This window comes from Mycoplasma sp. 5912 (assembly GCF_054353835.1).
Genome location: NZ_JBTHHI010000007.1, coordinates 1 through 14,399 on the forward strand (window position 1 = coordinate 1; position 14,399 = coordinate 14,399).

Annotated in this window: 9 protein-coding genes; 2 read left to right on the top strand and 7 right to left on the bottom strand. The window is 28.3% G+C overall.

From position 1 onward, the window contains the following. The first annotated feature begins 532 nt into the window (after positions 1–532). Positions 533–2,182, top strand: coding sequence for a hypothetical protein (locus tag ACXYRP_RS02855; protein ID WP_458615177.1), 1,650 nt, complete (start codon positions 533–535; stop codon positions 2,180–2,182). A 74-nt stretch (positions 2,183–2,256) separates the two neighbouring features. On the opposite strand, the gene ACXYRP_RS02860 is transcribed toward ACXYRP_RS02855, so the two are convergent. The 6 genes from ACXYRP_RS02860 to ACXYRP_RS02885 all read right to left on the bottom strand — a co-directional run bounded on the left by ACXYRP_RS02860 (position 2,257) and on the right by ACXYRP_RS02885 (position 10,966). Further along, on the bottom strand, positions 2,257–3,843 hold the full coding sequence (locus tag ACXYRP_RS02860) for an APC family permease (RefSeq protein WP_458598126.1): 1,587 nt from the start codon (positions 3,841–3,843) through the stop codon (positions 2,257–2,259). Further along, entirely contained in the window at positions 3,833–4,624 is a 792-nt protein-coding gene (locus ACXYRP_RS02865) for a Nif3-like dinuclear metal center hexameric protein (protein ID WP_458598128.1), read from the bottom strand. The genes ACXYRP_RS02860 and ACXYRP_RS02865 overlap by 11 nt, the downstream gene beginning before the upstream one ends. Further along, on the bottom strand, positions 4,624–6,042 hold the full coding sequence (locus ACXYRP_RS02870; protein ID WP_458598130.1) for an RNA polymerase sigma factor: 1,419 nt from the start codon (positions 6,040–6,042) through the stop codon (positions 4,624–4,626). The genes ACXYRP_RS02865 and ACXYRP_RS02870 overlap by 1 nt, the downstream gene beginning before the upstream one ends. 1 nt (position 6,043) lies before the next feature. After that, the gene (dnaG, locus tag ACXYRP_RS02875) at positions 6,044–7,963 is read right to left on the bottom strand and encodes a DNA primase (protein WP_458598132.1); all 1,920 of its coding nucleotides are present in this window, start codon (positions 7,961–7,963) and stop codon (positions 6,044–6,046) included. 11 nt (positions 7,964–7,974) lie between these two features. Beyond that, positions 7,975–9,342: a glycine--tRNA ligase gene (locus ACXYRP_RS02880; protein WP_458598134.1), complete on the bottom strand. Its 1,368-nt coding sequence runs from the start codon at positions 9,340–9,342 to the stop codon at positions 7,975–7,977. Positions 9,343–9,442: 100 nt separating this feature from the next. After that, the gene (locus ACXYRP_RS02885; RefSeq protein ID WP_435129435.1) at positions 9,443–10,966 is read right to left on the bottom strand and encodes an MAG3090 family protein; all 1,524 of its coding nucleotides are present in this window, start codon (positions 10,964–10,966) and stop codon (positions 9,443–9,445) included. Positions 10,967–11,209: 243 nt separating this feature from the next. On the opposite strand from ACXYRP_RS02885, the gene ACXYRP_RS02890 reads away from it, so the two are divergent. Next, the gene (locus tag ACXYRP_RS02890; RefSeq protein WP_458615178.1) at positions 11,210–12,943 is read left to right on the top strand and encodes a GIY-YIG nuclease family protein; all 1,734 of its coding nucleotides are present in this window, start codon (positions 11,210–11,212) and stop codon (positions 12,941–12,943) included. Positions 12,944–12,969: 26 nt separating this feature from the next. Here the strand turns inward: ACXYRP_RS02890 and asnS are convergent, their stop codons facing one another. Beyond that, a complete protein-coding gene (gene asnS, locus ACXYRP_RS02895; RefSeq protein WP_458615179.1) occupies positions 12,970–14,322 on the bottom strand; it encodes an asparagine--tRNA ligase in 1,353 nt (450 codons plus the stop codon). Between the last annotated feature and the right edge of the window lie 77 nt (positions 14,323–14,399).

Here is a 14,399-nt window from a genome sequence, read left to right on the forward strand (position 1 = left end):
TGTTCTCCTTTGTTTTATTTCACTTACAATTTTAAAGGAGTTTCACTCTTTTTTTTAATATTTTTTTAAAAAATCTTTTTTTTTATGAAAATGACTCAGTTATGGATACACAACTTTTTTTAAGGTCCCGAGAGATTTTTACGATGAACTGCTTGCTTTCTATAAAGACAAAAACTATGAAATAGATTTTTCATGCAGCACTGACGGAAGAATAGAAGGAACACTTTTTGAATTTAAACTAAACTTTACTGACTTATTAAGTCATAAAAACCAAATAAAAAGATATATAAAATCACTAAATTCAGCAGGAATTAATCCACCATCTATTAGTTATTTAGTCTCTTTAAACGAAAAGAAGTATATAAAAATAGATAATCAAACAAGTTTAGAAATTTCACAAGGTATCTGGGATTCAATTGATGATTTTGAAATATCAGATAAATTTTTAAAAGGGTGAATTGATGAATATAGCATTGTTTCATGAAACAATAGATATTGCGATGAAATTAACAAAAATGCATCAAAAGAAGAAGTGAAAAATGAATTTATAAATCCATCAAAATTATTTATTGAACCTTTTGATTGAGAAAAACAACTTAATAACGAGAAAGAGAACAGAGAATATAATAACTGATTAACATTTAATATGAACCTTCTTGGTAATTCTTTATTAAAGAAAAGATTAGGTGCTTTCTTTACACCTGATAAATATATAAAAGAAGCAACACATATGGTTAGAAAAGCAATAGAACTAGTTCCAAAAGGTAATGATTATATTATTCTTGATAGATGTGCTGGAACAGGAAATCTTGAGAAATTTCTAGGTGAAGAAGAATTAAAGCACGTAGTATTAAACACTTATGATTATACAGAATGAACAACACTAAAAGGTATATATGACGGTAGGGTTAAAATGATTATTCCTCCAACATCCGAAAAAAGAACTGAAAATGGTTTATTAAAAAATGGAGATGCATTAAGTGAAGAATTTTTTAATTATAAGCCATTAAGAGAATTAGTAAATAATCCAAAAATAACTATTATTATGTTAGAAAATCCACCATTCGCTGAACCAACCGGCGAAACCACAAGAAGCAAAACGAGTTTTAAGATTAAAGATATTTGACTAAGACAAAAAATGATTCAAACCATTAAAGAAGAGAAAATAAAAGTTAATAGTCAGGCGTATGCAAATGACTTAGCAAATATCTTTATATTCTCTGCCTTCAAATGATATCTAAGACAGCAAACAGATAGTTACATCTTATTTAGTCCTATTAAATATTGAAAAGTTCAACATTTAATTGATAAAGAAATTTTGGATTCAGTTTTATGTAATAAAAATAAATTCAATGCTTCTAAGGCAGCAATTTCTCTTATCCATTGAAAAAATATAGATAAAGAAAATAAAGAAATAAATTTTAGAGTAGATGAGCAAGAATATCATAATATAAATCAAATAACAGTTAAGAAAGTTTTTAATAACATTAATAATATTTTCGAAAAAGAAGATGAAAGCGATGGTCTTTATGATGTTATTATTGTCTCAAGTCAATGAACCCCGGATTTTAAACACGGATATATCATAAATCAATCCGTTAATATACATGCTACTTTTAGAAAATACACTATTGAAAATGCATATAAATATCTTCCATTATGAATTGCTAATGAATATAAAACGAAGCATTTTTATGAAATAGATGTTTTAATGAAGAGTTCTGATAAAAAAGATCTATATCAAAAAGATGAAAGATTCTTATTCGAATCATTTATATATACATTATTTTCGTTCAGAAATCAATGTATAAGTAATGAAACTATGCAAAATAATTTTGTTCCAAAACAAGGTTCTCGAGCGCAAATATTTTTAGATGAGTTAAAAAAGAAATTTAATCTAAACGACGATGAAAAGGATTTATTTGAAATATGAAATAGTATTTTAGTATTAATAACAAAATGCGATGAATATAAACAAGATTGAAAATACGGATCTCATCAAATCGAAAAACAACTTAATATTAAAATCGAAAGTGGTTCATATACAAAAGATAACAAGCCTATTATGAAACCCAAATATAGTGAACTTGATGAGAAACTTAAGTTATTAAAACAAAAAATAAGCGAATATTTCAATAAGTTTTTAACACCAAAAATCTTAGAATATGAGCTAATTAAATAAAAAAAATAATCTAAGAATAAGACTAAAGTAAGAGCCAGGGGGGTTATCCCTTTGGCTCCATCTTTGTGTTTTCTTTATCAAATAAGTCTATTTGAAATAACGTTATCTGTTTGTGAATCAGATTGTTCTTCTTTGTTTTCTGCTACTTCTTGTTCTTCTTTTTCTTCTTGTGCATCTAACATAATTAAGGTGCTAAAGTTTTTAACTAGGTTGTTTTTGAATACTGCTTTTTCTAATGCATAATTAATTGCTGGTAGACTAAATAATAAAATTAAGTTTAAAAAGTAGTATAAAACAGGTAAGTAGTTGGGTATTAATCCACCTTTATTTTGGTCGTAGAATACTCCTCATCCATTTGGATTTGTTGCATTTGAACCTAAGAATGTAAAGATAACTACTAAGTATACTATTTCAGCAACTGCTATTCCTGTGACAGCTAATGCAGCAGAAATATAAAATACTCATTTATTAATCTTATTAGTTTCACTGATTTTATGTCTTTTTATTGCGTATAATAAAATTACCAGTGCATAAATATTAAAGAAGAATAAGGTTGGATAATTTGATACTGCATCGATTAAGATATCAGTATTTAATACAATTGCAGGGATGTAAATTAAAACACCTCAAAATGCAAAAATAATTGTGATGTAAATTCAAAATGTTTTTTGTAATCCAAAACGTTTAATCAAAGCACTTGATCCAAAGTATAGTTTGGCTTTTACAGTATTATGGGTTTCATTAATAAATGCTGCACTAAGTCCGTTTAAAACCCCAAATGTTGAGATTAAAATAAAGAATCAAATAATAGGACTGATGTATGCTGCAACTGATTTAGGTAAAGTATCTGATAATAACCCACCGATGTTACCTTGATTATGTAAAATTGATGAAAGTGCAATTAAGGTGTATATTACCACCACAAAAGCCATTCCAAAGAAAATTGCCTTCGGTACATTTTTGTTCGGTTTTTTAATCTTATGTGACATTGATGCATTACCTAAGAAAGCATCGTAAGCAAATAATACAGCAGGTAAAGCAGCAACCAATCCTTTGATGCTAAATGATTTACCTATAATGGTAAATGCATTTACTCCACCAGCATTATGTACATTTGGTAGCACAATTCCGATGAATAACGCTACTAATATAGGTACAAATTTTAATATAGTAAAAAATGACTGTAATTGCCCTGATGTTCGAGTTGATGCATAGTTTAGTAGCATAAACACGATCATAAATAACAATCCAATAATAATATGAACCACACTATGAATATGTGAAGTATCGAGTTTTGAAGCAGCACCAATGAATGTAAATCATACTTCAGAACCAAAGATTCCAAGTAGTGCATTTAAAGCACCAAAGTAAAATGTTGAAAATGATATGGATGTAAAGTATCCAAGTCGTGAACCACCTACTTTAAAGGCTCAATTTGATAAACCTGTCAGTTTTGTGTTCTTAAATGATCCAATTTCAGCAAATGATAATGCTGCTGTAAGTGAAATTAAACCTCCTACTATTCATGCTAGTAATCAAGTGACTCCATCTCCTCCTGTGGTCCTAGAAATAGAACCATTTTTGAAGAAGATACCAATTCCGACAACAGAACCGATTACTAACATTAAGGAGAAAAATAAACCAATTTTTTTATGTTTCATTACTTCCTTTTATGTTTTGATATGGTATTTTTAGTTTGTATATATGTATTTTAAGATTATGAAATTTTGCTTGCAAAATTTCTTGTATATGGTTTGCAAACACCTGTTCTACTAGGTGTGGGATTGCTAGAACAGCAATTTTATGTTCTTTATATGCAATTCAATCATTTCATTTAACATCTGATGTGATAAATAATGAATTAGGATATTTTTTAGCTAACTGATTGATTGTTATAATATCACCTGCCCCGGCTAAAATAACACAATATGAGTATTTATATTCTAAATCAGATGCATTGCTTTGAAAGTTAGATAAATTTAAATATTCCCAAAAAAGTTTTTGCACATCTGAAATAGATATTTTTTTAGCAATTATCGCTGTGTATCTAGGACCTTCAGAAATTACATAGTTTGATAAATTTATCGCTTTTGCAATTTGATATGAAGTTCCATTTACATCAAAATCATAGTTTGTATGCATTGAATATGCACTAATTTTATTTTTAACCAACCCTTTTTTGATCTTCTGTTTATACTCTGCTTTTTGTAGCATATCAGTTTTTGTTTTTTCAAACAAAAACGGATGGTGGGTGATAATCAAATTGCACTGATTTTCTAATGCAAAGTTATAAACATCAGATGTTAAATCAATAGCTAATACAACTGATGTTACTTTTTTATTTTTGTTTGCTTTTAAAGCATATCCAGATGGATCTCATATTTCTTTATTAGACAAAGGAAATAGACTTTCTAGATATTCTATAATAGTATTTACGGACATTAATATCTTAAATAATCCCTTAAATTTTTACCGTATTTAGGATTTCCTTTCAATTTGCGTAAGATCTTGTTTTCAATTTGTCTAATTCTTTCTTTTGAAACATTGTTACGCATTTTTGCTAGTTCTTCTAAGGAATGAATCCGATACCGTTGTCCGTTTTCATCATATCCTATTCCATAGCGACGACATATAAGTTCTTTTTCTTCTTTTTCTAAATAATTATCAATCATATCAAGCAAAATAGTATGTAACTCCTCGTGGGCCGCAAAATCCACTGGATTAATTACTACTTCATCCTTAACAAAATCACTAAATGATGAATCATTTTCTTTTCCTACTTGTTTGTCAAGTGAAATAGGATCAATATTTATTTTTTTAATGTAACCAACTCTTTCAGCAGTGAAATCTCCACCAATACGCTCAGCAATTTGTGCTAAGGTAGGTTCATTACCTAACTCGTGTTGCAATTCACGTTCTATTTTAGATACCTTATTAATGGTTTCTACCATATGAACTGGGACTCTAATGGTTCGTGCTTGATCAGCTACAGCACGGGTGATAGCTTGTCTAATTCACCATGTTGCATAAGTTGAAAACTTATATCCTTTATTAACATCATATTTTTGTACTGCTTTCATTATCCCTTGATTTCCCTCAGAAATCAAATCAATAAATGAAAGTCCTCGATTTTTATATTTTTTAGCATTATTAATCACAAGACGCAGGTTTCTTAAAATTAATTTATCCCGAGCTCTTTTACCACGAAAACCACCACGATCCATTTCTTTGGATAATTGTACTTCTTCTTCCTCAGTTAATAGTTTTCCATACTTACCAATTCAACGCATATATCATTTGACTATATCATTTGTTTCAGTAAGTTTGTTAGTTAAATTACGTGCCTTTTTGTTCTCGGTTTCTAGCAAAGTTGCTTGTGAACCTAAGGTTTCTAAATCAAAGTCACCAAAACTAAATTCATCATCAGAAGCATCATCAAAAAACATCGAATCTTCTTCTTCAGGTTCTTCATCTTTTTCTTCATCTTCTTCATCATCTGTTGATAATGATTCTAAATCATAATTAGGTTCTTCGGTGTCTTCTGAAAAATCTTCATCTGCATCAAATTCATCTAATGGAAAATCTACATCATCTAAATCTAGAGTATCGGATTTGAAATTAGGTTCCAATTCTTCTTCGATTTGGTCTCTGCTAACTGCATCTAAATCACCTGCATCACTGTGGTTTTCTAAAATATTTGCTTGAAATAAAGCATCTAAAAAATCATCGTTTTCTTCTGCATCAACATATATATTATGATTTAATAAAATGTCAAACACTTTTTCTTGAGAAAAATGATTTCTTTTAGATTTTTTCATCTCTGTTTTTAAAAGCTTGATAACATCTTTGTAATCTGACATTTTACCTCTTTTCTATTCTTATTTTTTTGTTTTGTATATTGGCTAATTCTTTTTGATATTCACTTTTACGACGAAAGTTTTTAATTTGATTTTTAATATAAAATTGCTCATTTGCTTGTGCCGCTTCCTTAACATATGGAAGTAAATTTAACTCGACTGTATCATTTTTTGCTGCATTTTGATACTGCAAATCTATATCATTTTGACATTGCTGCATATATTCTTGAAAATATGAATAACTTTGCTGGTCGCTTTGAAATTTACTTAATTTCAAAAAGGTTTGATATAAATGTTCTTTTAGCTCAGTTAATTTTGCTTCGATGTTAATGTTTTCGATTGCTTTATCAGCACTTTCAAAGATATCTTGCTCAATTACTTCATTAATTTTTAGATTAAACATTTTTATTTCAGTATATAAATCTCGCAGTTGTGCAGGTTGACTAAAAATTACTTCTAAACCTTGCTCACTATAAAATAAATTTGAAAAATCATTACGACAAAGCATAAAAATCAAAATCTTTAATCGCTTGAATTTGCTTATTTCATCAAAAAAATGTTTTTTATTCGGATTTATTTGAAATTTTGGATTAACAGGAAATTCAAAATTCATATCAAAGGGATGTTTTTGAATTTGTCTAGGTTGATAATCAACATAAATATTATTTATATCTATATCATAGTTAAATTCACTCTTTATTTTATTTTTAAAATATGCTTTATTTTCGTTTGATAAGTATGATAAATAACTATTAAATTCAATTACAAATTCCTTGATTTTATTAAAATCAGAATTTTTTGTTATAGTAAAATTTATTTTTAATGTATCATAAACAAAATCAATTGCTCCCCGTGTGGTTTGCATCAGTTGTTTTAATGTTTCTGCTCCTTCTTTATTTAAAATCTCATCAGCATCTTTTTGGTATGGATTTATAATAACATCAATGCGATTAATTTTATTCGATAATAATGTCTTAATAGTTTTTAATGTAGCATTTATCCCTGCTGCATCATTATCTAAAAATAATTTAATTTTATAATTATATAAGAGTGGAATATGTTGATTAGTAAGTGCTACACCCATTAAAGCAACAACATTTTTTATCCCTGCTTTATAACATGCAATCGCATCCATAAAACCTTCTACAATTACAACTTCGTTACTGCTTTGAATGTGATCTTTTGCATTAAAGTAGTTATACAAGATTTTGGATTTATTAAATAAATTACTTTCAGGTGAATTTATATACTTAGCTACTTCGTTGGTTATTGTGCGGCCACTAAAACCCACTATTTGACCATATTGATTTTTAATCCCGAAAACAACCCTATTATGAAAGTATTCTACATAGTTTTCGTTAATCAAACCACTGCTATATAATTTATCAAATCCATAACCTAATTTTTCATTTAAGTGTTTTGATAATAAATTAAAGTCAGGTGCAAATCCTATATCAAAATAACTTATAAGTTCGCTATCAAATAAATTACGTATTTTCAAGTAATTAATAGCTGCATTGTTTTTAAGTAGTTGCAATTTATAAAAAGTGTTTGCTGCTTGCAAAATTTCTAATTGTTCTTGCTCTTGTGTATTATATTCCACTAAATCGGATTTATTTAATGAACTAAAATCTAATTCTTTTCCGATGTTTTTTGCTAAATACACAATTGCATCAGTATAACTCATTTGTCTTTTTTTTGTTAAATAAGTAACTATGTTACCACTTTCTCCGCAAGAAAAACATTTATATATTTGTTTTATTGCTGACACAGAGAAACTGGGATTGCTATCATTATGAAATGGACATAGTCCTACATAATTATTACCTTTTTTATTTAATTGGACATCTTCAGAAATGATATCCACTATATTGTTTGAAGAAGTTATTTCCTTAATCAATTCATATGAAATTGCTTGTGTCATTACCCTCCAAACTAAATATATTCATTAATTTGCTCAATCAAAATGCGAAATTGCTCCATTGTATCGCGATTTCTTAATGTAACAGTTGCATCTTCTAAACTTTGATGATCAACTGTTAAACATCAATATGTCCCAATTGCATCATTGCGACGATAACGTTTTCCGATTGAGCCACTTTCATCATAACTTGTCGAGATTCCTAAATCAATTAATTGGTGATAAATTTTTAATGCTTTTTCAGAAATTTTTTTAACTAACGGAAGTACAGCAACTTTATAAGGTGCAATTTCTTTTGGAAATCTTAAAACTATTCTTTCATCACTTTCTGTCACTTTCTCAACATCATAACAATTTACAAGGATAGCAAGCATTAAACGATCTAAACCAATACTTGGTTCAATCACATAAGGAATTAATTTAGTATTTGTTTCTGGATCTAAATATTCTAAACTTTCTCCACTTGCTTGCATATGTGCTCTTAAATCAAAATCAGTTCGATTCGCTACTCCTAAAAGCTCACCTCAACCAAACGGGAATAAAAATTCTATATCAGTTGTTGCATCAGAATAATGTGCTAATTCTTCTGGGGTATGTTCTCGAATCCTAACATTTTCTTTTGTTATGCCAAGTTTTTTTATTAACTTCATACTTTTTTGGATATAATAATCAAACCATTTTGGCGCGTGCTCAGGATAACTAAAAAATTCTAATTCCATTTGCTCAAATTCACGAGTTCTAAAAATGAAATTTCCTGGAGTAACTTCATTGCGAAAACTTTTTCCTACTTGTCCGATTCCGAAAGGTAATTTAGCACGAGTTGTTCTTTGCACATTTTTAAAGTTTATAAAAATTCCTTGTGCTGTTTCTGGACGTAAATAAATTTTTGATTTATTTCCTTCAATTACTCCTTGGGCAGTTTCAAACATTAAATTAAATTGCTTAATTTCGCTTCATTGTGCTTTGCATCCATCATATTCAGGTAAATTTTGATTTAAATATTCTCGCATTTGATCATTGCTAAGTTGTTCAGGGATAATGTTGGAATTAATTTCATTGATTAATTTGTCAGCACGGTATCTTTTTCCGTTCACTTTGTTTTCAATTAGTGGATCATTAAAATTCCCTACATGTCCACTTGTTTCTCAAACTTTTGGGTTCATTAAAACTTTTGAATCGATTAAAAAGTTATTAGTTTCTTTTAAAATAAATTCTGTTTTTCATATTTGTTTGATGTTATCTTTTAATAAAGAACCTAACGGACCATAATCTCAAGTATTTGAAAGACCTCCGTAAATTTCACTGCCTTGAAAAATAAACCCAGTGCTTTTAAGATGGTTAACTAAAACTTGCATAAATTCTTTATTATTTTTATTAAACATTTTATTATTATACTATTTTTATATTTTTTAAATATAAAAATTTGCTATTTTATAACTTTCTACAAAAATACAAAATAAAAAAGTCAAAAGACTTTTAAATTTAGTTAAGCGGTGGAATTACACCTACTCATAATAAAATCACAAGAACAAATAGTATTGCAAGTGCTAAAGAAGCAAATAATACTGTTCAGAACATATATGGAATACGTTCTTCAGTTACTACAACTTCGCTTTCTTCTTTTGGTTGTGCTTTTGCTACATCTGAAAATACTACAACATTAGTTTGTGGTTTAACTTCAGCTGCGATAATAGGATAGTGATATGCTTGTTGTGGAACAAATGCTAAATGTAATCCTTCGAACACAAGATATGATAATCAGTGTACTAATAATACATTTCTACCACATTCTTTTCGATAATATACGGCTGTTTCTGGATTGAATTCGATTTCAGGTTTACCAACAATTTTTTCAGATAATGATTTTACAGATGTTGCCAATGAAGCGGCGACTAATTCGAATAATTTTTGTGCTTTTTTATCATCAGTAAATTTATTAGAAAGTTTTTTAGTAACTACTAAAACATTTTTCAGTTGTTCCTTGATTCTTGTTAAATCTTGCTCAGATGTTGTTTTTTCTTCTTTGAAAAATTCAGCAACCTTAGAAATTCTTTGTGCATAAACAGCTAGAGCCTCAAGTTGTTTAGTAGGTTGTAGATTTTCAATAAATTCGAATCTAATAGGTTCTTTTGAACCCGTAGAAACTTCCTTTACTACTTCCACAGGTACTTCTTTTACCACCTCTTTAATAACTTCGACTACTTTTTCAACTGGTACTTTTACTTCTTTGATAACTTGAACTTCGATAGGAACTTCTTTAGTAACTTCTACTTCCTTAACAACTTCTAATGGTACTTCTTTAACTACTTCAATTTCTTTTACTACCTCAAACGGTACTTCCTTAATAACCTCAACTTCTTTGATGATTTCAATCGGTACCTCTTTAATGACTTCGACTTCTTTAATAATTTCAACAGGAACTTCTTTAACAACTTCCTTTACCACTTCAACAATTTTTTCAACAACTTGAACTTCTGGCTCAGTTTGCTTTACTTCTTGAACTATTACCGGTGCTGCTTGACCTTGTTTTTGAAGTTCTTCGTTTAGTCTTTGTAGTTTTTCGATTTCTAAATCTTTAGCAGATTTTTTTCTTTCAATAATAAATTCATCATCAACAGGGAAGTATGTTTCATGTTTTCTAAGAACTTTAAAATCGTTTAGTCTTTCAAGGTAATCACGAGCCTCATCTGATTTTCTTGCTCCTGTTTTTGAATCAATAAAGAATTCAGATAATACATCACTTTCAACTACATTACCATCAAATTTATCAACATTGATTTCGTAAAAATCAACACCTTCTTTTCATTCTGAAATGAAAATTCCCCCAAATACTTTTTGATCTGTTTGGAATCAAGTTGCACAATCATATCCCAGTGATAAAAATCAGTTCATCGCATCTTTACGAGTTTTAAATTGAGCTAATGCATCTTTTACTTTTGGGTGCTTAAGCACTCATGGATAGTTTTTATTTAATGCTGGTTTATATAAACATAATAGACGTTTCATATTCTTCCTTTAATTTTTTTAATTTTCCTCACTTTTTGCTTACAAATAAGAATATTAGAAATAATTGTTAATATTATATAATATTATTACCACAGCAGATATTGCTAAATACATATTTTTATTCCTAAAAAATAGGAAAAAAAGTAAAAATTCAACTTTTTTTCCTAAAATAAGCAAAGAAAAAGTAATTTTTTTCTTTTTTTCCTATGGTATAGGCAAAAAAAGAAAAATAAACGAGGCAAAATGAATAACAAAGAACATATATTGGAGAAAATTAATCAAATTGTTCCAGATGAATGTGGTGTTTACTTATGAAAAAACAAGAACAACGAAATTATTTATGTTGGGAAAGCTAAAAATCTAAGAAAAAGACTTAAACAATATTTTGAAGGACATAATAATTCTTGATTAACTCCTGTGATGGTTGATCAAATAAATGATTTTGATTTCTATATATGTAAATCTGAGCGTGATTCATTTTTAACAGAGTTAAAATTTATAAAACAATTTCAACCTCGTTATAATATAAAACTTACAAACAAGAATACATATCCCTATTTTTTATTTGTAATTGATAAAAATGGTTTACATATAGATATTGGTGATAATCTGAATAAAAAAAATTTAAAATATTATTTTGGTCCGCTTACACCTACATCACAATTTTCAGCTTTTTACGATGTTTTATGTAATCAGTTTTTATATTATAAAGGACTTAAAATTACCAATAAAGATGAATCGTATTGATTAAATGCCCTTGAAGAAATTAAAAATATTTTCAAAAATAAATCGCCTGAATTTATTAAATTAATTGCAAAAAAAGAAGCAGAATACAGCAGCAAATTAGAATTTGAATTTGCACAAGTTTATAAAAATGCTTCTGTGTTTATTAAATCATTATTACAAACACAAATTCTACAAATTAGCAACACACAATCACTTGATTTTTTTGCTTTTGAAAAAGTAAATCAAAACATTTTTATTTCAATCCGATCTTACCAACACGGTTCTACCACTTATATTGAAAACATAAATCGCAAATTTCAAGGTTTACTAACTGAATTTATCGAAAAATTTATCAATGATTACTATAAAAAACGACCAGATATAATAAGCAAAATCTTGCTAGATTTTGTTTATAAATCTGAAAACCTTATTTTTGATGACAACCTTACTAAAAGAATCTTATATCCACAAAAAGGGATTTATAAAAGTATATTAGAAAACCTTAAATCAAATGCTCAAATCCAGGCAAAGGAATATGCACGAAAACATATAATTAAAGATAATGTAGCTTTATGAATTAAACTAAAACAGGAATTAAATTTATCCGAAATAGATAAATTTATTATTTTTGATAATTCTTTTGAGAATTATCAAAAGGATGTTGCTGGTTCTTCTTTATGTTTTGATATCACGGGTCAAATAAAAAACTTAACTACTTTTAATAAATTATCAGAATTCAATCAAAAAATTGATAAGCATTCAGATGTACAATTTACTTACTATAATGCTGTTTCTTTTTTACAAAAGCATAAAAATAAAATAAATGCAAATGATGTTTTTATTGCTGATGGCGGCATTGCTCAAATAAATGAGATTAAGGAAGCGTTAAAAAACTTCAATCTTAATAATCTTGTTTTTGGTTTGGTAAAAAACGATAATCACAAGACACAAAAACTTATTAATGATTTAGGTAAAACTATTCAATTATCTGATGAAAGTTTTTTATATTTCTCTGCTTTACAAGAACATGTAGACAAAAATGTGAAAAGATATTATCATCAACTTGCTGATTCAAAAAACACACTTAAAGGGTCATTAAACATCCCTAATATAGGTAAAAAAACTATTACTGCATTAATTGCTAAATTTGGAACTTATGCATCTATAAAAGAACAATCGCTCGAAAATCTTACAGAAGTCATCGGAACAAGTAGAGCCCAATCTGTTTATAATTATTTTCACAAAAAATAGTATTTATCCAAAAGATAAACACTATTTTACATCCTAATATTTCCTGTAGTTCTTGGAAACGGAATGCTATCACGGATATTTTCCATTCCTGTTATAAACATCACAAGTCTTTCGAATCCAATCCCGAATCCAGATGATTTAAGATGACCAAAACGTCTTAAATCAAGATATCATTGTAAGTCGGCTTGATCAATACCGAGTTCATTTACTCGTTTTACGATTTTAAAATAATCTGTTTCTCTTTGACTTCCACCGATTAATTCCCCTATTTCGGGAACTAATAAATCAAAAGCCGCAACTGTTTTACCATCATCATTTTGATACATATAAAATGCTTTAAATGATTTAGGAAAATTAATAACAGCAACTGGAGATTTATATACAACATCAGTTAAGTATTTTTCGTGTTCACTTGCTAAATCTAGTCCAAAATGGATATCTTTTTCTTCAAATATATCTTTTACTTTTTCAAGTTCTTTTAATGCATCTTGATAATCCACAATTTTTAATTCTGAATCTAAAAAATTGTGGATTTTATTTAATAAGTTTCCATCACTTAGTTTGTCTAAAAACTCCATTTCAAAAGGATGTTTAGCTACGGTATTTCTTAAAACAACTTTTAATAAATCCTCTGATAATAAAATAGTTTGATGCAAATCATAAAAAGCCATCTCTGGTTCAATCATTCAAAATTCTGCTAAATGTCTTTTAGTATTCGATCGTTCCGCTCTAAATGTTGGTCCAAATGTATAAATATTTTTAAATACATTTGCATAACTTTCTCCATGAAGCTGCCCCGTTACTCCTAAGGTTGATTTGTTCCCTTTACCAAAAAACGGATCATCCACATTCGAATCAGACACATTAAACATTTCCCCCGCACCTTCTCCGTCATTAGAAGTAATAATAGGTGTAGTGACATAATGAAATCCTTTAAACATAAAATACTTATGGATTTCTTGTGCCAAGGTTGAACGAATTAACATCACTGCTTTTAAAACATTTGTACGGTGACGCAGGTGTGGAATTTCCCGTAATGTTTCAAGTTTCATTTCTTGTGCTTGAATTGGGTAATCTTCATCCACTTTTTTATATTCAATTAACTTGGTAGCAGTCATTTCGATGGGTTGCGGCGCATCTGGTGTAGCTCTCAAAATCCCTTGTAAAGAAAGTGCAGATCCGGGTTTTAAAGTATCAAGAACATTAAAATCAAAATCACCTTTAAACACTACCTGCAAGTTTTTTATGGTAGATCCATCATTTATTTCTAAGAAGCGAATCTTTTTATTTCCACGATTAGATGTAACTCACCCTTGAATTTGAATATCTCAGTTGTTATAAAAAATAGGTTTTAATAAAATACTTTTTATTGTATGCATTTTTCTCCTTTATTATATTATACTAAATTTGCTTCTTTGCTGTGTTAAAAGTTGTTAATTTCTCTATATCTTCTAAA